Annotated in this window: 15 protein-coding genes and 1 pseudogene; 1 reads left to right on the top strand and 15 read right to left on the bottom strand. The window is 69.7% G+C overall.

Annotated features, from left to right (window positions below; genetic code table 11):
• The first annotated feature begins 27 nt into the window (after window positions 1-27).
• Window positions 28-813 carry a 3'(2'),5'-bisphosphate nucleotidase CysQ gene (cysQ, locus tag D9C15_RS30580; RefSeq protein WP_128003282.1) on the top strand — a complete coding sequence of 262 codons (786 nt, stop codon included), beginning with the start codon at window positions 28-30 and terminating at the stop codon, window positions 811-813.
• A gap of 34 nt (window positions 814-847) precedes the next feature.
• Here the strand turns inward: cysQ and wecC are convergent, their stop codons facing one another.
• The 15 genes and pseudogenes from wecC to D9C15_RS30650 form a co-directional block, all read right to left on the bottom strand.
• On the bottom strand, window positions 848-2,119 hold the full coding sequence (gene wecC / locus D9C15_RS30585) for a UDP-N-acetyl-D-mannosamine dehydrogenase (protein ID WP_128003283.1): 1,272 nt from the start codon (window positions 2,117-2,119) through the stop codon (window positions 848-850).
• A gap of 5 nt (window positions 2,120-2,124) precedes the next feature.
• Window positions 2,125-3,252, bottom strand: a complete 1,128-nt coding sequence (wecB, locus tag D9C15_RS30590; RefSeq protein ID WP_128003284.1) for a non-hydrolyzing UDP-N-acetylglucosamine 2-epimerase — start codon at window positions 3,250-3,252, stop codon at window positions 2,125-2,127.
• Between the two features lie 111 nt (window positions 3,253-3,363).
• Window positions 3,364-3,903 (bottom strand): NUDIX domain-containing protein, encoded by a 540-nt coding sequence (locus tag D9C15_RS30595; RefSeq protein WP_128003285.1) that lies wholly within the window; start codon window positions 3,901-3,903, stop codon window positions 3,364-3,366.
• Between the two features lie 33 nt (window positions 3,904-3,936).
• A complete protein-coding gene (locus D9C15_RS30600; RefSeq protein ID WP_128003286.1) occupies window positions 3,937-4,560 on the bottom strand; it encodes an HAD-IA family hydrolase in 624 nt (207 codons plus the stop codon).
• A 31-nt stretch (window positions 4,561-4,591) separates the two neighbouring features.
• The gene (locus D9C15_RS30605; RefSeq protein ID WP_205854955.1) at window positions 4,592-5,974 is read right to left on the bottom strand and encodes a glycosyltransferase family 2 protein; all 1,383 of its coding nucleotides are present in this window, start codon (window positions 5,972-5,974) and stop codon (window positions 4,592-4,594) included.
• A gap of 116 nt (window positions 5,975-6,090) precedes the next feature.
• Window positions 6,091-6,666, bottom strand: a pseudogene (gene cysC / locus D9C15_RS34250) (adenylyl-sulfate kinase); the annotation flags it as partial.
• A 23-nt stretch (window positions 6,667-6,689) separates the two neighbouring features.
• Window positions 6,690-7,868, bottom strand: a complete 1,179-nt coding sequence (locus D9C15_RS34255) for a hypothetical protein (protein WP_240668658.1) — start codon at window positions 7,866-7,868, stop codon at window positions 6,690-6,692.
• Window positions 7,869-7,895: 27 nt separating this feature from the next.
• Window positions 7,896-8,696, bottom strand: coding sequence for a hypothetical protein (locus D9C15_RS30615; protein ID WP_128003289.1), 801 nt, complete (start codon window positions 8,694-8,696; stop codon window positions 7,896-7,898).
• 33 nt (window positions 8,697-8,729) lie between these two features.
• Window positions 8,730-9,839 carry a hypothetical protein gene (locus tag D9C15_RS30620; protein ID WP_128003290.1) on the bottom strand — a complete coding sequence of 370 codons (1,110 nt, stop codon included), beginning with the start codon at window positions 9,837-9,839 and terminating at the stop codon, window positions 8,730-8,732.
• Between the two features lie 12 nt (window positions 9,840-9,851).
• A complete protein-coding gene (locus D9C15_RS30625) occupies window positions 9,852-10,706 on the bottom strand; it encodes a glycosyltransferase family protein (protein ID WP_128003291.1) in 855 nt (284 codons plus the stop codon).
• A gap of 13 nt (window positions 10,707-10,719) precedes the next feature.
• On the bottom strand, window positions 10,720-12,924 hold the full coding sequence (locus D9C15_RS30630) for a hypothetical protein (protein ID WP_128003292.1): 2,205 nt from the start codon (window positions 12,922-12,924) through the stop codon (window positions 10,720-10,722).
• Window positions 12,925-12,988: 64 nt separating this feature from the next.
• Window positions 12,989-14,140, bottom strand: a complete 1,152-nt coding sequence (locus D9C15_RS30635; protein ID WP_128003293.1) for an NAD-dependent epimerase/dehydratase family protein — start codon at window positions 14,138-14,140, stop codon at window positions 12,989-12,991.
• Window positions 14,141-14,229: 89 nt separating this feature from the next.
• A complete protein-coding gene (locus D9C15_RS30640) occupies window positions 14,230-15,321 on the bottom strand; it encodes a polysaccharide biosynthesis protein (protein ID WP_128003294.1) in 1,092 nt (363 codons plus the stop codon).
• Between the two features lie 166 nt (window positions 15,322-15,487).
• Window positions 15,488-17,224: a polysaccharide biosynthesis/export family protein gene (locus D9C15_RS30645; protein ID WP_240668659.1), complete on the bottom strand. Its 1,737-nt coding sequence runs from the start codon at window positions 17,222-17,224 to the stop codon at window positions 15,488-15,490.
• Window positions 17,225-17,230: 6 nt separating this feature from the next.
• Window positions 17,231-18,337, bottom strand: coding sequence for a KpsE/RkpR family capsule polysaccharide export protein (locus D9C15_RS30650; protein WP_128003295.1), 1,107 nt, complete (start codon window positions 18,335-18,337; stop codon window positions 17,231-17,233).
• Window positions 18,338-18,780 lie beyond the last annotated feature (443 nt).

An 18,780-nucleotide genomic window follows, 5' to 3' on the forward strand; every position in this document is an offset into this window, starting at 1 on the left:
GCGATCTGCGCGACGGCATTGCCCGCCATGTTCTTTCCACCCCACCAGTTGGACGACCTGCTCGAACAGGTTGCGCACATCGTGCGCCCGGCCGGTTCGGCCGTCTTGGCGTGTTATGAAGGGGCGTACGACCTGCACCGCAAGGTCGACGACTCGCCGGTGACCGACGCCGACCATCGGGCCGAGGCGCTGATCCTGCCGGCGCTGCGACGGCTCGCGCCCCGGGTGCCCGCGGTTGCCGAGGAGGCCTGCGCCGAGCACGGCCTCCCCGCGGTCGGCGAGGAGTTCTGGCTGGTCGATCCGCTCGACGGGACGCGCGAGTTCGTGGACCGCAACGGCGAGTTCACGGTCAACGTCGCGCTGGTGCAGCGCGGGGTGCCGGTACTCGGGGTCGTGCTCGCGCCGGCGCTGGACCAGCTGTTCGCTGGCGCGCAGGGCGTGGGCGCCTGGGTCGAGCAGGCGGGCGAGCGACGGGCGCTGGCGGTGCGCCCGCCCCCGGCCGACGGCCTGGTGGTCGTGGCCAGCCGCTCGCATGGCGACGTGCCGCCACTCGCCCCGTTTCTCGCGGGTCGTCGCCTGGCGGGCACGCGCAAGGTCGGTTCATCACTGAAGTTCTGCCTGCTGGCCGAAGGCGAGGCCGACCTGTATCCGCGGCTGGGCCGCACGATGGAGTGGGACATCGCCGCAGGTCATGCGGTGCTGGCGGCGGCCGGCGGGCGCGTCGAGTGTCTCGACGGCCAGCCGATGCGGTACGGCAAGCCCGGCTTCGAGAACCCGGGTTTCGTCGCTTGGGGCGGTGCCGCGACCCGGTGACCGGGCTCGGGTCGGTCGTTTCCGCGCGGCGCGCTCAGCGGCCCAGCAGGCCGACGGCGTCGACGACGCGCTGGTGCGGCTGCAGCGCCGCGCGGATCGCGCCGAACTCCTTATGTGCTACCAGCACGACGACCACGTCGGCCTGCGCCAGGGCCGTGGCCACGTCGACCAAAGGCTGTTCTCGCAGGCTGGCGGGCAGTGACTGCACGTTCGGCTCCACGAGCAGGAAGCGGGCCCTCAACGAGCGAGTCAGCGCCTCGGCGATGTGCAGGGCAGGGCTCTCGCGCAGGTCGTCGATGTTGGGCTTGAAGGCCAGGCCGAGCAGCGCAACGGTGGGTTCGCCGGCACGCCCTTCGCGCGCCAGCGCCTCGACCGCCTGTGCGACCTTGCCGATCACCCAGGCGGGCTTGCCGTCGTTCACGACGCGCGCGGTGCGGATCAGGCGCGCCTCGTCTGGCGTCCTGTCGACGATGAACCACGGATCGACGGCGATGCAGTGCCCGCCCACACCGGCCCCGGGTTGCAGGATCTTCACACGCGGGTGGCGGTTGGCCAGACGGATCAGCTCCCACACGTCGATGTCGAGTTTGTCGCAGATCAGCGAGAGTTCGTTGGCGAACGCGATGTTGACGTCACGGAATGAGTTCTCGGTGAGCTTGCACATCTCGGCGGTGCGGGCGTTGGTCACCAGCAGCTGCCCCTTGACGAAGATGCGGTACAGCGCGGTGGCACGCTCGGCACAGCGGGGCGTGAGGCCACCGATGATGCGGTCGTTCTCGACAAGCTCGCGCACCACCTGGCCGGGCAGCACGCGCTCGGGGCAGTAGGCCACGCAGACGTCGACCTCCTGGTCGTCGTCGCCTGTCGGGAAGCGCAGGTCGGGCCGCGCCATGGCGAGCTGGCGCACCATCAGCTCGGTGGTGCCCACCGGCGAGGTGGACTCCAGCACCACCAGGTTGCCCGCGCGCAGCACGGGAGCGATCGAGCGCGCCGCCGCTTCGACATAGCTGGTATCCGGCTCGTGATCGCCCTTGAACGGCGTCGGCACGGCGATCAGGAAAGCGTCGGCCGGCTCCGGGCGGGTGGTGGCGCGCAGCCAGCCCTGGTGGACCGCGCTGTGCACGATCATGTCCAGCTCGGGCTCGACGATGTGGATGCGGCCCTGGTTGATGGTGTCGACCGCGTGCTGGTTGATGTCGACGCCGATCACCTTGGTGCGGCGGGCGGCGAACATCGCCGCCGTCGGCAGGCCGATGTAGCCGAGGCCGACCATGCACACGGTCTGGATCTTGTTGGTATTGTTCATCGAGTTCATTGCGGCAGCTTGGCAAGGAGGGCGTCCGCGATGCGCTTGCAGGCATGGCCGTCGCCGTAGGGGTTATGGGCGACGCTCATGCGCCGGTAGTCCTCGGGATCGTCGAGCAGGCCGGTCACGCCGTCGACGATGCGCAGCGTGTCGGTGCCGACCAGTCGCACCGTGCCCGCGGCGACGGCCTCCGGGCGCTCGGTGGTGTCGCGCATCACCAGCACAGGCTTGCCCAGCGAGGGCGCCTCCTCCTGGATGCCGCCCGAGTCGGTCAGGATCACGGTTGCACGCGACATCAGGTAGACGAAGGGCAGGTAGTCCAGCGGCTCGATCAGGTGCACATTGCCGATGCCGCCGAGCAGCCGGCCGACCGGCTCGCGAACGTTCGGGTTCATGTGCACCGGATAGACGAGGTCCAAAGACGGATGGCGCCGGGCGAGCTGTGCGATCGCGGCGCAGATGCGCTCGAAGCCGCTGCCGAAGTTCTCGCGCCGGTGGCCCGTGATCAGCAGCAGCGGGGCGGCCGGGCGCAGGAACGGGAAGCGTCCGGCCAGCGGTGCGCTGAGCGCGGCCGATTGCTCCAGCTTGCCGCGCACCGCCAGCAGAGCGTCGATGACGGTATTGCCAGTCACGACGATCCGCTCGTCGGGCACGTTTTCGCGCAACAGGTTCTCACGCGAGGTCGCCGTTGGCGCGAAGTGCAGCTGGGCGAGCGCGCCGGTCAGACGGCGGTTGGCCTCTTCGGGCCAGGGCGCGTAGAGGTCGCCGGTCCGCAGCCCGGCCTCGACATGGCCGACCGCGATGCGCTGGTAGAAGGCGGCCAGCGAGGCGGCGAAGGTGGTCGTCGTGTCGCCGTGCACCAGGACGATGTCGGGCTGCTCCGCCGCGTAGACGCCGCGGATCGACTGCAGGATCTCGCAGGTAATCGAGGTCAGGTCCTGGCCCGGGCGCATCAGGTCCAGGTCGTGGTCGGGCCGGATCTCGAACAGCTCGAGTACCTGGTCCAGCATCTGCCGGTGCTGGGCGGTCACGCACACGCGTGACTCGATGCCGGGCACCGCCTCGAGGTGCTTGACCAGCGGTGCCATCTTGATGGCTTCGGGTCGGGTGCCGAAGACGGTGAGAACCTTCATCCTCTGGGTTGGGAGACCATGCAGACCGTGCGTATTATCTGGACCTGTTCCGACGCACCGCCCCCCGCAAGGCGGGGATCGGTCGACCACCTCTGCACACGCCGGGCCGTCTCAGGGGCCCTCGATCGAGGTGTGCTCCACGCCGGGCCGATCGCCTTGCTGCGACCAACTCGGCGGCTGGAAGTAGCCCGGTCGCCCGCTGGCGAGTGCGTCCAGGAACAGCCGCAGGTGCGGTTTGAGCGGAGCCCGGGCGATCTCCGACGGCGACATGAAGCATGCGGCGGAGGTCTCGCCGCCGTCGGGCGTGGCACGGTCCCCGAGCGCCTGCGCCGAAAAGATGGTGGCCACCCAGGCGATACGGTCGCCATTGGCGTAGGTGCCGCCGCAATGCTCGCCGCCGAAGATGCCGACGATGCCGGTCAGGCGGACCTCGACACCGGTTTCTTCCCAGGCCTCGCGCAGGGCCGCGTCGGCGGGCAGTTCGAACGGCTCGACGATGCCACCCGGGCAGGTCCACTGCCCGTCGTCGCGATCCTGCACCAGCAGGATGCGGCCTGCTCCATCGTGCGCCAGCACGCCGACGGTCGGGACGTGCAACAGTTCATGGCCGACCCGTGAACGCAACGCTCGGATGAACTCGGGGGTGGGCATGGGAGGATCCCGGCAGACGTGAGGGTCGGAGACTCAGGCGACGCCCGCGGCCCGCAGCGCCTCGGCGACATCCCGGGGTGTGCGAACCCACACGGCCTGAAATCCCGCCTGCTGCGCGGCCTGGACGTTCTCGGCCAGGTCGTCGAAGAACAGGATGGTTGACGGCGGCAGCGCGAGGCTGCGGCAAATGTACTCAAACGCGGCACGCTCCGGCTTGCGCAGGCCCATCTGGTGGGACGCGAAGATCCGGTCGAAGGTCGACACCACCCGGGGGTACAGCGCCGACCAGGTGCGCATGTGACTGGCGTTGGTGTTGGTGAACGCGCAGCAAGTCATGCGCTGCCGCGCGGTCTCGACCAGCCGGCGCGTCTCGACGATCTCGCCCACGAAAACCGCGTTCCAGCCGGCTTCGACCTGGTCGACGGCGGCACGCAGCTTCAGGAGCTCAATCAGATGGGCGAAGTACGCTTGCGCGCCGATCTCGCCGCGCTCGTGATGTGCGTAGGCCGCGTCGAAGGTGAAACGGCGGCGCAGGTCGTCGATGCCGAGCGCCGAAAACGGCGCCCAGGCCTCGAGCGCGCGCTCGAAGTCGACGTTCAGGAGCACCCCGCCGAGATCGAACAACAGGGCCAGAGGGGGCGTGGCGGGCGTGGTCATCGCGAGAGTGCGCAGGCAAGGGCCGGGCGGATCATGGTGCCTGCACGATCAGCGCCGGCGTGCCCTGCACGGCCGCCCGGTAGTGCGACTCACCCGCCAGTGCGCGCTGCAGCAGGGACTCGGTCCAGGCCTCCTGGAAATCGGCGCGAACCTGCGACCGGCCGCGCGCGTCCAGCCCGGTCGCCGGCGCCGTCATCAGCGAGTTCTCGCGACGCGCGGCCACGATCAGCGGTTGCGCTATGCGGTGCAGGCCGCGCGGGCCGACGCTCGCGATCAGCCGGCCGACGAACTCGCCGTCCGAACCGAAGCGGTGCTCGTCGAAGAATCCGATGCGATCCAGCGCACGGCGCCGCAGCAGCACCGAGTTGGGCGTGCGGCGCTGCAGCGGCCACACCAGGCCGGACCAGAAGCGCCCGTCGTCCTGCAAGCGCACGTACTCGCAGGTCACGGCCTGCACCCACGGTCGCCGGCGCAGCAAAGACAGGCAGCGGGCAAAGCGTTCCGGGCAGGACCAGTCATCCGCGTCCTGGAAGGCCAGCAGTTCGCCGCGTGCGAGCCCCAGGCCGACATTCTTGGCGGCATAGGTGCCGACGTTGTGGCGCAGGCGCACCGGCCGTACGCGCCGATCGGCCGCGGCCGCGGCCAGCAGGCGCTGCCAGGTGTCGTCGCGGCTGCCGTCGTCCACTGCGATCAGCTCGAGCGTCGCGTGGCTCTGACCGAGTACCGAGCGCAGGGCGGCGTCGACGTAGGCGGCGCAGTCGTAGCAGGTCATCACGACGCTGAGCAGTTCGCCGCTGCCCGGCGCGTGGCCGGCCGGCACCGACGCGCGCAGATTACCCACCGACAGGGGCCGGCTCGCGTCGTCCAGGTGCACCGGGGCCAGGTCGTGTGCGGCGAGGAAGCGGTTGAAACCTTCAAGCTGGCGCAGCGGCTCGTCCTGCAGGTTGGCCCACAGCAGCCAGCGCTGCGGGTCGGGAGCCGGGCGTGCCGCGAGCAGCGCTGCGGCACCGGCTCGGTCGCCGAGCTGCAGGCGCAGGGCCGGCAGGGCCGCATGAGTGTGGCCGCTCGCCTGGATCAGCGAGAGTGCGGCCGGCGCCGACAGGGGCGCCACGCAGGCGATGGCGGCGTCGAGTTCGCGCCGCGGCACGGTCGGGTCGGGCAGGCGTCCGGCGAGCGTCTGCGCCAGCGCCAGCGCCTCCTCGACCCGGCCCGACAGTGCGGCCAGTCGGATCGCCAGAGACGGGCGCGGCGGCGCCGCCGGCACGGACGGCAGAGCAGCCCGCGCGCGCGCCGCCAGACCGAGCTGCAGGCACAGGTCGACGTAGCCTGCACCGCTGCCGCGGCCTCGGCGCAGCAGCCGCACCAGGCGCAGCAGCGGCGGGCCATAGAGGGCCAGGCGCAGGGCGCTGGCCAATCGTCGCGCCCGTTCTCGCAGGGACATGGGGGACAGGGGCGGTCGGGTCCGGGGCATCAAGCCGGTCGGGCGGCTCGCCGTTGATTATCGCGTCCGGTCCGTGGGTGGCCCGCCCGTTACGCCCCAGCGGCGCGGATGATGCCGCGTTGCGCCAGCAGGGCCAGCACGCTGTCGCGCCCCTGTTCCGCGCTGAGGCGATCGGTGGGCAGGCGCAGGTCCGGGGCTTCCGGCACCTCGTAGGGTGAATCGATGCCGGTGAACTGCTTCAGCTCGCCGCGTCGGGCCTTCTTGTAAAGCCCCTTGGGATCGCGCTGTTCGGCGACGGCCAGCGGCGCGTCGACGAAGACCTCGACGAACTCGCCGGCGGGCAGCAGGTCGCGGATCCGGCGCCGCTCGGCCCGGAACGGCGAGATGAACGCGGCCAGCACGATCAGGCCGGCATCCGCCATCAGGCACGCCACCTCGGCAGCACGGCGGATGTTCTCGGCCCGATCGGCGTGGCTGAAGCCGAGGTCCTGGTTCAGGCCGCGCCGCAGGTGGTCGCCGTCGAGCAGGTAGGTGTGGTAGCCAAGCTCGAAGAGGCGCCGGTCGACCAGGCCGGACAAGGTCGACTTGCCGGCGCCCGACAGGCCGGTGAACCAGACCACGCAGGGGCGCTGCCGCTTCTGGCGCGCCCGCTCGTCCCGCCCGATGCCGGGCGGCTGACCAGTCCCGTTCAGGACGCCCACAGCCGACGGGTCGTTTCCAGCTGCGAGCGCAGCTCCATGATGCGGGCCTCGAGCACCTTGACGTGCCGGGCCGTCGAGGCTGCGATTGTCTGCTGCGCGTCCATGCTGTCGGTCAGCCGGTCGCAGGCGACCCGTAGCGTGTCGGCCTCGGCCACGCGTTCGGCATAGGCATCCTGCAGCGTCTTCAGGGCCTGCTGGGCGTCGGCCAGCAGGCGTCGCAGGCGGCCCACGCTGTCCGGCGCTGCAGCCTCGGCGTTGCCGCCGGCCGGGTTGCGGGCGCCGGGCTCGCGTCCGGGCGCACGCAGCCCCGCCACCTGGCGCAACGCCATCTGAGCCACCGAGGCCATGCCGCGAAACTGCTCGATCTGCGCCAGGCATTCCTCGGCCACCTGCAGGGCGTCGCGGCCGGCCATTGCACCGCCGGGCACCTGCTGGAGGGTCTCGTAGAAGCGCCGCGCCGCCGGATTGGCGGTGGGGGCCAACGGCGACGCGCCCGCCCGGTTCAGGCTTGGCTTGAACACCTGCTCCAGCACCGCACGCAGGCTCTCGGCGGTATGGGCCTGTCCGGGCAGCAGCTGTGCGGCCAGGCGGCCGAGCTGGGCCAGCCCGTCCTGTTCCCAGGCCTCGTAGTGGACGACCAGGCAGTTGCCTCCGGTATGCCGCAGCGTGTAGGCGTTGCGCAGCATCCAGACCATCAGCGATTCGTCGGGGCCCACGCCGTACTGCGATTCCATCGATCGGCACATCGCCTCCGGGGAGCGGACGCACAGCACGTGGACCGGCACCTGCTTCAGGCCGTTGAACAGGTGGGTCCACAGCGGCAGAAAATAGGCCAGGTTCGGATCCTTCACCGCCCAGGGGCGCGAGGGGTCGATCTGGAGGCGCTCGCTGACGATCTTGCGCAGCGCCTGCTTGGTGCGTTGGACGGCCTCCTGCTCGAGCCAGCGCGGTGGCATCGGCAGTGAGGCATGGGTGTTCAGCGACCGCTGCAGCGCCTGGTGCAGCTGGAAGATCTCGGTGTCCTCGCGCCCGCCATCCGGGTTCTGCGGGCTGGCGGGGATCATCTCGGGCGACATCACCGCCCCCAGCGCCTCCAGGAAATACATGCACAGCGAGGTGCCACTGCGTCCGGAGCCGGTGACGAGGATGGGGCGGTTGTTGTCCATGATCGCGGCGCTTTCAGGGGCCTGAGGTCACTGGGTGGTGCCGATCGTATCCACCACGCTCTTCAGGTTGGTCGAGCGGCAGTGATCACAGTTGATGCCCGACTTGGACGAGGGATAGGCCAGGTAGTAGCCGTCCACGTCGCGCCGGGTCCTGCGGATCGCCTCGGACATCGTCGCCACGTCGGTGTAGCGGAAGGTCATGCTCGGGAACACCTTGATGGCCGGGTTGGCCGCCTTGACGAGGCGCGACCACTCCGCGACGAAGCGGCTGTACTCGGCGATGTTGGCCCGGCCACCGCACTTGTCCGACAGGAGGCGCTGCGCCTGCAGCACCAGCACGTCGACCTTCTTCCAGTTGACGCTGCGTGCCAGTGCGCTCGGCGCGGCGCGGCACTCCTTCGGCTCCAGCCCGATGAACTGGCCGTCCGGCGCCAGGCCGAACTTGCGGCAGCCGCTCGCTCGCACGGCGTCGGCACCGGCCTCGATGGTCGCCGGCAGGTCGCGGCGGTCGCTCTCCGGCGTCGCCTCCCAGTGCTCCGGGTCGTAGATGACGAGCGTCGGACCGCCCTTCAGGTTGCACGGTGCGCCGGCCTGCCGTCGCACCGATTCCAGGCTGGCAGGCAGCGCGAAGACCTGCGCCGGGCCCGGCCTGGATTCGTCGGTCACCTCGGAGCTGAGGTAGTCGACTTCGCCGAACTTCTCGCGCACCAGCCGGACGGCCTCCGGATCCCAGCCGGCGGCGAACATGATCGACGGGCGGGCGATCGAGATGGCCGGGCAGGCGAGCGCGCCGGACAGACCAAGGACCAGGAACATCTTGCGCAACATGGGTCGCTCCTTTGAATCCGCGGTGGGCGGGGGTCAGCCTGTAACGCGCTTGTCCGGCGCCGGTGCACTCGCCGCAGGACGAATCTTGGTGGCGATCTTCTTCAGTTTGCGCCAGACTCGCTCGGGAATCGAACGCTTGTGCGCGGGTCCGCCGGCGGCTGGCACGGACTTCGGTCCATCACCGGCCTCCGCGGCGGCGCCGACCCGTTTGCCGCGCACCGGCTTCTGCATGGCAGCCGCCGCCTCCTGCTCGCGCAGCTGCTGGATCAGCGCGTCGATGCGGCGTTCGCGCTGCACCAGCAGCGCTACCAGGTCGCCGTCGGGACGTGCCGGAGCCGGCACGGCCGTTGCAGCCGCCAGCGCACGCGCGCCGCTGGCGGCGCCCGATTCGAGCCACAGATGGAAAGCCGTGCGCGGCTGCGCCGAGCTCTCGAGCAGTGCCAAGTCCGGCGAGCCCGCCGGCAACGTCAGAGCGATGCCGCGCCGACGACCGACATAGAGCCGGTGCAGCGCCGCGATCTCGGCCGGGAGTTCCGCGCGCAGCGCACCCGGCAGGTTGCGCACCACATCGGCCACCTGTGCGGCGGGCAACTGGGCCGGGCTGCGCGAGCCGCTCAGCAGCGGCGCCAGCAGCGCCGTGCTTCCGCCTCGCAGCTCGTCGGCCTCAAAGCACAGCACGTCCGCGCCGGCCTGGCGCAGCAGCGCGAGGGCGACGTTGAAGTCTGCCGCCGACATAGGCGCATCCTTGCTCGGCTGGTAGAGGCGGGAGAAGTCCCGCACGTAGACGAAGCGCACCGACACCGACATGCGCGCGCACAGCGCCCGCCAGGCATCCACGAAGAAGGCGTTTGCGCTGGCGCTGAGGTAGCCGCTGGAGGCTTGGCCGGCGAGCAGCGCGTCGAGGTAGAAGGCCGCCACGGCGTCGAAGCTCGGCTGAAGTGCGCCGGCCCAGCCGCGGGGGATCATCTGCGTCGGAGTCAGCCCGGCCATCGCGAGCACGCCCTCGAGGATGGACGAAAGGTCCTCGCCCGCCGGGTTGGCTTCCGGCGCCAGCGACGGAATCTGGCAGGAGTTCATGACCGCCTCGATGGCGCTGGCGCAGGCGCGGTCCGAGTGGCACAGGACGAAGAGCTGCTTGTTCATGGTTCGATGGGCCTAGCGGGCGGACCAGAGCGCGGCGAACTCCACCGCCTTGGTCATGAAGTAGGGCGTGACCGGAAAGGTCTGCGGCTGACCGGCCTCGGCGGTGGGCGGGGCGAACAGCTCGAGGAACTGCTCGACCCCGGCGAGTTCGGGCATCCTTGGCCGGCCGGCGGCGAACTCGGCGCACACCTGCCGGACATGCCGCGACGACAGCTCCGGGCACTGGCGAAGGCTCAGTGTGTGCTGGGTGATCCGGCGCTTGAATGCCCGGGTCATGCCGTCGTGCGGGACGAAACGGATCCAGCCCGCCTCGCGCGGCACCGCCAGCAAGGGCTGCCCCGCACCGAGCAGGCGCCGCGACAGCGCCAGATCGACCTGCACCGGACCGAGGAACTCCTCGAAGCGCAGGGGCACCTCGTCGAGCGCGAAGCAGAACGTGCCCGAACCGGCCAGGTTCACCGGCGTGGCATGCCGCAGCGGGGTCTCGGAGTCGTGCAGCCAGCTGCGCTCGTAGTACCAGGAAGCGATGTCGGGGAGGACCGAGCCGTGCACGCACAACGCCACGCCGCCGCGCAGCCGCTCGCGCAGCGCCACCATCCGCGCGACGTAGTCGGGCGGGTAGAGGATGTCATCGTCGAGCGTGAAGCAGGTGCCGGCACTCTCGTGCTGGAGGAAGGCCAACTTGCCGGTGGCGCTCAGGTTGCCGGCCGCACCCTGGCCGAGCAGCGGCCGGACGTTGCCGAACTCGCCCAGCCAGGCAGGCACCTGCTGGTACTCGTTCAGGTACAGGTAGAGCAGGTCCAGCTGTCCGGCGATCGACGCCACCACCGCCCGCAGGCTGGCCGCGCGCGCCGGGAAGGTGGCCATGCCACCGATGGTCCTACTCGGCATCGAAGGTCGGCGCCACGAAGCGCGACGCGAGCAATCGCGAATTGTTGGTCAGCATCTGCTCGGAGGCCTGCCAGGTGTGCGAGCTTGCATCGCCGCGGAAGATGACGTGGTTGAACGGGTCGGAGGCGAAGATGCGGAAATTGTTCTCCGGCAGGCTTTCCATCCACTTCGAGTCGCAGCTGTTGCGGTAGTTGGTCGAGAACAGCGGCAGGTCGGAGGCCCGCCGCCCGCTCAACGTGGCGCCGCACAGGTAGGGCCGGTCCGGGAACGTGCGCGCCAGGTGCCAGAGGTAGACGCCCGAGAGGTTGCGCACGAACACTTCCTGCGAGCGCTTGAAGTGGACGAAGCCTGCCGGCTTGGCCACCGCGTCAGCGCCCACCCAGCGGTAGTAATTGACCGAGTCGCCGACGTAGTTGGCGCCGTAGTAGTCGTCGTCGTCGAACTTGAACCAGAAGTCCGCCAGAGACTGGCGGCGCCCGTAGTTCAGGCAGCTGCCGATGTTGTGGGCCTCGTCGAGCACGCTCACGCGCATGTTCGGCAGGTTCATGCGGTCGGTCTGGTCCACGCAGTGCTGCGCGGTCTCGGCCGGCACGTTCCAGATCAGGTGGATGCCGAGGTTGGGATAGCGTTGCCGCAGGTAGTTCTCGGCGATGATGTCCAGGTTCTCGGGCCGCTTCGAGATGCAGATCAGCTCGGCCGAGGGCAGAGTGCCGCCGGCCCGGGCGATGCGCCGGCCTGCGGTGAAGTCTTGCAGCGCATCGCACAGGCGTCCCTGCGCGCTGCGCGCCACGAACTGGCGGAAGCGCTTCACCCAGTGGCGCTCGCGCACCAGGTCCTCGCTGAATTGCGACAGGTACGCATGCAGGCTGTCCAATCCGTTGGCGCTCTCGGCGATCAGGTCCAGCGGTGCCGGCAGCGGGTCGCCGAAAACGATCGGCAGCGCACCACTCTGCAGCGCCATCGTGCACAGGTTGACGACGTCGGCCAGGGGGCGCAGGCTCCGACCCGGCACGAGCGCAAAGCCGCAGCTCTGGAAGACCGCCGACTGGGCGCGTGGCGACAGGCGCCCGAACGACTTCACGCGCGGCGACTCGAAGCGCTCCCAGGTCCGCACCGGTACATGGTCGAAGTTGGTCTCACTGAGTGCCAGCGAGAAGCCGTTGTCGACCAGCTTGTTCGCGGCCTCCTGGAATTCCGTGTACTGGTACAGGTCGGACACGCAGGGGATCGCGATGTTGCGGCTGTTCCACAGCGGGCCGCGGACGGGCTCGAAGCGCGCCAGTTCGTACTCCGACCCCGCGACCTCAATGTCGAGCTCGCTGTTGCGCAGCGGGCGCAGGGTGACGCCGACGGGCGTGCGCGGGTCGTCGGCCAGCTCGACGATCGGCACCCGCGTCACCGACAGGGCCGAGCTCAGGTCGGCCAGATAGGCCGCCTCGGCGGCATCGGACATGCCCTGCGGGCCGATGCCCACCGCGCGCCGCTGCACCATGATCAGGTCGAGACGGTCGTCGCGCACCAGCGCGAGGTTGTCCGGCGTCAGCTTGACGCAGGCGGCCGAGGAGTCGAGCAGGCCGGCCAGCAGGTCGTCGCCAACCAGACCGACCCTCGGGCCGGCCACCCGCTCGTCGCGCTCGCCGAACTGGCCGCGCAAGTGCGGCAGACGGCGCGGACCGGGGGCGATCGCCTCGTTGAGCGCGTCGAGGTAGGCCGTGGCCGACTCCATCCCGAGAAACGGCTGGTACTCGCGACCGCGCAGCCGCGTGCGGCGCTCGGCCATGCCGGCCAGCGTGCGACGAAAGGACTCGACCTGTGGGTACAAGACGACGATGCGGGCCACGCGCACGACCGGCGCGACGTCCGTCTCGCCCGGCCCCTGCCAGCGCAATGCGTTGACGTTCTCGTTGGTCGAGAAGAACAGAAACTGCTCATACCAGCGCCCGCGTTGGGCGAAGTCTGCGTCGGCGTCGGAGACCACCGGCAGGTCGAGCTCGCGTTCGTCGAAGGTCCAGAATCGCCCGGACAGATCGACGTGGCCGAACTCGAGCCGCACCCGGCCTTCACGCTCCCCCGGCTGCTGCGCAACCAGACGCAGCTTCAGCGCATACAGCGAATTCAGCGCCAGCCCGCCCACCCAGGCATCGTCGGCGCTCCGGGCAGGCACGTCGATGAGCGGACCCAGGTCCGCCGTCATGTCGTTCATCTCCATGGCCGTCCAGTGAGTTGATGCCGTCGGGGCGCGGTCGACCGGGGCCGCTTCAGCGGTTCCAGCGCACGTTGCGGAAGATGCAGTCGGTACGGATGCGGTCCTTGTAGCGCTGGATCACCGACAGCATCTCGTCCATGCGCTCCGGCGTGAGCCGGTGCGGTTGCAGGCCCAGTTCGAGCAGGCCGGTGTGCGCCGGGTTGTAGTAATGCTCCTCCAGTTCCTTGCGCGGGTTCGGCAGGCTGTCGATCCTGACCTCGATCCCGAGCCGTTTGCCCGAGGCACGCACCATATCGGCCAGGGTGTTGACGGAGAAGGTCTCGACGAACTGGTTGAAGATGCGAAGCTCGCCCGCCTGGGCCGGATTCTCGATCGACAGGCGCAGGCACTGCAGGGTATCGCGCAGGTCCAGGTAGCCGCGCGTCTGGCCGCCCTTGCCGTAGACGGTGAGCGGGTAGCCAGCGACCGCCTGGACCAGGAAGCGGTTGATGACCGTTCCCCACAACTCGTCATAGTTGAAGAACGGGTAGAGCGACTCGTCGCCGCGGTTCTCGTAGGTTTCCAGGCCGTACACCGGGCCTTGCATCAGGTCGGTGACCCGCAGGCCCCAGGTGCGCACGTAGAACCACAGCAGGTCGGTGTCGAGCACCTTGGTGGTGTGGTAGAGACTGCCCGCGGCGCGCGGGAACAGGAACTTCTGCCGGCGGCCCTTGTGCTCGATGTCGATCCAGCCTTCCTCAATGTCGATGTTCGGCGTGCCGTACTCGCCCATCGTGCCGAGCTTGACGATATGGCACTGCGGCGCGAACTCGTGCACCGCCTGGATCACGTTGAACGTGGCCGTCAGGTTGTTGTGCAGCGTCAACGCGGCGGCCGGCCGGTTCTTCATCGAGTAGGGCGCCGACGGCTGCTCGGCGTAGTGGATCAACGCATCGGGACGGAACTCGCCGAACAGCGCGGCGATGAAGTCCCAGTCGCAGATGTCGCCAATGCGGACTTCGATCGACTTGCCGGACTTTTCCTTCCACAACTGCGCGCGCCGATGCAGGTTCGGCACCTCGAACAGCGCCTCGGAGTCCTCCTCGCGCGACAATCGCCGGCGCAGGTAGTTGTCGACGGCCAGCACCTCGTGTCCGTGGGCGGACAGGTGCATTGAGGTCGGCCAACCGAGGTAGCCGTCGCCACCGAGAACGAGTACTTTCATTACGAAACTCCGCTGAAGGGGGTGTATGGCTGACGCCGCCGCGATCCCGGGTTGGTGCGGCGGGACGTCGAACCCGGCACTGCCGGCAATCAGGCCGCGAGCAGGCCCGGCGACTTACGCAGCGCGAGCAGGATGTCGCCCGGGAGCACGCCGTCGCGCAGGAGGAAGCGCTTGATCTCCGCGTCGGTCATCTTGGGCTCGTTGGCGCTGTTGTAGACGCAGGACGAGCGCTCGAGCCCGAGCGCCTTGTAGCGTGTGCCGATGTCCTCGGGGATGTCGTTGGCGGACGGCAGCACGCAAAGGTAGCGGTCGCCCTCTAGGATGCGCCGGCTCTCCTCGTCGGTGCTGAGCTCCTCCCACAGCTTCTCGCCCGGCCGCGCGCCGGTCACCTTGATCTCGAGCGAGCGCGGGTTGCGGCCGTAGACCGGCGCGATCAACTCGACCATCACCCGGGCCAGGTCGGCCACGCACAGCGAGGGCATCTTGGTGATGAAGGTTTCCCCGCCGCGTGCGTGCATCATGCTCTCGATCACGAGCTGGGTGGCTTCCTCCAGGCTCATGATGAAGCGGGTCATGCGCTCGTCGGTCAGCGTGACCGGCCCGCCGCGCTCGATCTGCCGGCAGAACAGCGGGATGACCGAGCCTCGGGTCCCGGCGACGTTGCCGAAGCGGGTGTTGGAGAAGACGAGGCCGTTGTCCGGGCCGACCGACATGTGGTTGGCGGCGATGAACAGGCGCTCGCCCAGCAGCTTGGAGGCGCCCATCACGTTGGTCGGGCTGACCGCCTTGTCCGACGAGGTGAAGAGCACCTTCTGGACGCGATTCAGCTGGGCCGCCCGGATGATCGACTTGATGCCGATGATGTTGGTGTCGATGGCGCTGAACGGGCTGCGCTCGCACGACGGCACGTGCTTGAGCGCCGCGGTGTGGAACACGTGGTCGGCGCCCGAGAAGACCCGCAGCGTTTCCCACTCGTTGGTGATGTCGGCCTGATAGGCCTTGAAGCGCGGGTCGGCTGAATACTGGTGCTCGGCCTCGAACAGCGCCGACTCGTTGTTGTCCAGCGCGCGCACTTCCTTGACCTCGAACTGCAGCAGCTGGCGAACGATCTCGCTGCCCACGCTGCCCACGCCGCCCGTCACGACGATGGTCCTGCCTCGGAAAAACTCTTGAACGTTCATCGGTCCTTGTCCGCCTGAGATGCCTTGCGATCGGTCTGCCGGCCGTTGCTCCCCGACGGAGCCGGCCACTCGACCCACCGTCGGGCAAGGGCCGGTCGCCGTAGTGCTGAACAGGAAATTATAAGGATGTCCCCGGATCCCCTCCGCCGGGACCGGCCCGGCGGCGCTATAGCCCGAACAGAACCTTGGCGGCCACCGCAATCTGGTAGACGATCTGCGTGATGCCGCGCGTGATCTCGATGTTCTTCGTCTCGATCTTCGGCAACGCCATGATCTCGTCGCCGGGCTGGGGCTCGGCGGCCTGCGCATCAGCCACGCTGCCGTCCTGCCGAAGCACCACCAGCTTGTTGCGGTCGGCGCCCTGCGTGTAGCCGCCGGCGCGCGTCACGTAGCCCTCGGCGCGCGACCCGGACTCGAACACCAGCGCGCTCGGGAACAGCACCTCGCCGCTGACCAGCACGAGGTTGCTCTGCTCCGGCACGCGCAGCACGTCGCCGTTCTCCATCAGCGTCTCGCCGGCCGAGCTGCCCTGCGCCAGAATGATTTGTCCGCGCGGCTGCACCTGACGGGCACGTTCGATGAACTCGAGGATCTGCTGAGCCTCGCGGCCGCGCAGCGCAGCCTCCTCACTGGTCGCCGAACGGGCCGTGAGCGCGTAGGTCTCGAGGCTGCGCAGCGAGGTCTCGATCAGTTCCTTCTGCCGCGCCGCCACCGACTTGCGGAACAGCTGGACGGCCTCGAGGCGGGCCTGCGGCGCCGGACGGATGCGATCGAGAGCGTCCTTCAGTCGCGCGCCGTACGGCAGCACCAGGGTGCGTTCACCGAGGTGGGCGCCCTCGATGCGGACCAGGATCGTGCCGGGATAGCGATCGGAAGTGACCAGCACCTCGTCGCCGTCCTGCACGGTGACCTTCGAGGCGTCTGCCAGCGCGTGGTACTCGCTGCGTCGTTCGGCGCCGAGGCTGCGCTCGATGCTCAGATGGGTGGCGCCCGGGCGTGGGCGGGCCAGCTCGAGCAGCTCGCTGCCACTGAGGGTCGGGCGATCGAACTCGAAGACGTACGGATTGGCGACGTCGCCGGCGACGTGCACCGAGTGCCGGCGCGGCAGCACGACGATGGTGTCGCCGTCCTGCAGCTGCAGCGCGTCGATCCGCCCGGACAGCAGGAACTCGTACAGGTTGATACGCGCACGGGTCTGGTTGCCCCGCCGTACCTCGACGTTCAGGTAGCTCCCGCGGTCCGGGTCGATTCCGCCTGCGCGGTCCAGGTAGTACAGCACCGAATCGGACGACATGCCTCCGTACAGCCCCGGGGCGCGCACGAAGCCGGTGACGTAGACCTTGACCGGCTGCGCTGCCTCGAGCGTGGCGTAGACGCCGACGTTGCCGCGGAAGGTGCGCTTGACCTGCGCCTCGAGCTGCGAATTCAGGTCGGCATTGCGCACCCCTAGCACCGCCACCGGCCCCACGTTTGGGATGAACAGGTTGCCCTTGGCGTCCACCGGCTGCACCGCATCGAAGGTGAACGCACCCCACATCCGCACGCTGATGCGGTCGCCCACCGAGATCTGGTAGTCGGGGTTGAAGCCGGAGAAGGTCTCGTTGCCGAAGCGGCCGGTGAAGATCTGCGAGCCGAAGACGAGTGGCTTCTCGGCGGTGGCCGGGTCGGGCGGCAGTGCGAGCGTCGGGCGCGTCGCGGGCGTGGCGGCCGGCAGGGTCGCCGCCGAGGCGGCGCCGGGCACGGGCAGCGGCGCGCGGCGGGCCGGCAGATCGGTCAGGCCACGCGGACCGGTGTTCAGGGGGTCGGCCACCGGGGTCTGCGCCGCCGCGCCGACGACCAGCAGCCACAGCGGCAGCATCAGCGCCGACCGGCCGGCGCGCAGGAGTCGTTCGATCGTTCTCATGGGCTCTCAGTCCTGATGTTCGCGAATCGTGGCGAGAACGAGGCGAACCACGCCATAGATCAGCAGGCTGCACACCAGCAATGTCGCCAGGTCGTACCAGCGGCGCGGGAATTCGGGCGTCTCCGCGAGGGTGGCGGGCTCGATCACCACCAAGCTCTTGATCTTGCGCTGGCTGTCGATGCGGCCGCTCTCGACCGCGGCCAGGGCGAGCTTGTACGCGTCGAGGGCGAACTCCGCCTTGGTCTGCAGCCCCTGGTACTCGATCGTCAAGGCCCCCAACCGCTCGCTCTGCCGTCCCGTGCCGGTCGCGCGGGCCCGTTCCTCGTTGAGCTGGGCCTGCGTCGCGGCGATCTGCGCCTTCAGCGCCTTGACCTGGAACGCGTCGTCGTTGAGGAAGCTGCGCAGGTTGCGCAGTTCGGCCTCGGCGCGCGTCACGCTGGCCTGCATCTCGGCCACCAGCGAGCCGCTGGCCTGGGCTTGCACAGTGGGATCGAGGAATCGGTTCTTGCTCTGGAAGGCGAGCACCTCGCCCTTGGCCGCCTGCAACTTGTCGGCGGCACGCGCCAGCTCGCCCTCGGCAAAGGCGAGTTGCTCGCGCGCCTGCTTGTGCGACATCTCGTTGACGAAGCGCTCGGCCTCCAGGAGGATCTCCTGGTTGAGGCGATGTGCGAATGCGGCGTCGAAGGCCTGCACGCGCACCGTCAGAGTGGACGACAGGTCGTCCATCGATATGTCGACCCGATTGCGGAAGTAGTCGACGAAGTCCTCCTGCGAGGCACGCTCCCCGAGGCGGAACAGCAGGTCGCGCCTCTGGGCCGCATAGTGCCGGCGCAGCCCGAGCCGGGCATCGAGCGCCTTGATCAGGCCGAGCGAATGCATGTACTGCTTCAGGTACAGCGTCTCCTCGCGAGAAGGCGGCGACAGGCCGGCCAGCAGCAGGGCCGCCCCCGGCAAGGCCTGCGCCTCACCGCCGGCGCGCTGCAGCGCGACCGTCGACTCGCTCACGTAGCGGTCGGCGGCGATCATCCACAGGTAGGCCCCCACCAGCAGCAGTGGGAGGGCGATCAACGCCAGCTTGAGGCGCAGGGGGGTGAAGACCGTGTCGACGTTCATGAAGGTTCAGTCGGCCCGGAGGGCAGTGGAACTGGCCGGCGCCGCGGGCATCGCCTCACTGTCTGCCGGCGCGACGGGCGGCTCGGAGGTGGCGGCGACGGGCAGCAGCGCAGGGCCTACGCTGCCGGCACCGGCCGTCGCCGGGCTGGCGGGACCGGCCGGCCGAGCCGGCCCTGCTGGGTCGGCGGGCCTGGCCGGCTTGGCGTGGTTCACGGGCCGGGCCGGGCCGCCAGGCCGGTTCGCCCCGGCTGCGCGAGGTGGACCACCGCCGGGCTTGGCCACGCCCTGGCCTTGGCCTTGGCCTTGGCCGGCCGGGTTAGCGGGCCGGGCCCCGGGGGCGGGCCGCAGCGGGCGGCCTGCCCCGCCGGCGCCCGCGGCGCCCGGCGGCCGCGGCCGGGCGACGGCCCCGGCGGGCGCCGTCTTGGGGTTGACCTTGGCGGGGC

Origin of the sequence: Piscinibacter defluvii (genome assembly GCF_004011805.1) — a bacterium.
GTDB lineage: Bacteria > Pseudomonadota > Gammaproteobacteria > Burkholderiales > Burkholderiaceae_C > Piscinibacter > Piscinibacter defluvii.

Coding starts and splice junctions, on each gene's coding strand:
- D9C15_RS30630 (WP_128003292.1), bottom strand. CDS start 12,924: ATGACGGCGGACCTGGGTCCGCTCATCGACGTGCCTGCCCGGAGCGCC.
- cysQ (WP_128003282.1), top strand. CDS start 28: ATGTTCTTTCCACCCCACCAGTTGGACGACCTGCTCGAACAGGTTGCG.
- D9C15_RS30640 (WP_128003294.1), bottom strand. CDS start 15,321: ATGAACGTTCAAGAGTTTTTCCGAGGCAGGACCATCGTCGTGACGGGC.
- D9C15_RS30635 (WP_128003293.1), bottom strand. CDS start 14,140: ATGAAAGTACTCGTTCTCGGTGGCGACGGCTACCTCGGTTGGCCGACC.
- D9C15_RS30620 (WP_128003290.1), bottom strand. CDS start 9,839: ATGAACAAGCAGCTCTTCGTCCTGTGCCACTCGGACCGCGCCTGCGCC.
- D9C15_RS34255 (WP_240668658.1), bottom strand. CDS start 7,868: ATGGACAACAACCGCCCCATCCTCGTCACCGGCTCCGGACGCAGTGGC.
- D9C15_RS30650 (WP_128003295.1), bottom strand. CDS start 18,337: ATGAACGTCGACACGGTCTTCACCCCCCTGCGCCTCAAGCTGGCGTTG.
- wecC (WP_128003283.1), bottom strand. CDS start 2,119: ATGAACAATACCAACAAGATCCAGACCGTGTGCATGGTCGGCCTCGGC.
- wecB (WP_128003284.1), bottom strand. CDS start 3,252: ATGAAGGTTCTCACCGTCTTCGGCACCCGACCCGAAGCCATCAAGATG.
- D9C15_RS30600 (WP_128003286.1), bottom strand. CDS start 4,560: ATGACCACGCCCGCCACGCCCCCTCTGGCCCTGTTGTTCGATCTCGGC.
- D9C15_RS30615 (WP_128003289.1), bottom strand. CDS start 8,696: ATGTTGCGCAAGATGTTCCTGGTCCTTGGTCTGTCCGGCGCGCTCGCC.
- D9C15_RS30645 (WP_240668659.1), bottom strand. CDS start 17,224: ATGAGAACGATCGAACGACTCCTGCGCGCCGGCCGGTCGGCGCTGATG.
- D9C15_RS30595 (WP_128003285.1), bottom strand. CDS start 3,903: ATGCCCACCCCCGAGTTCATCCGAGCGTTGCGTTCACGGGTCGGCCAT.
- D9C15_RS30625 (WP_128003291.1), bottom strand. CDS start 10,706: ATGGCCACCTTCCCGGCGCGCGCGGCCAGCCTGCGGGCGGTGGTGGCG.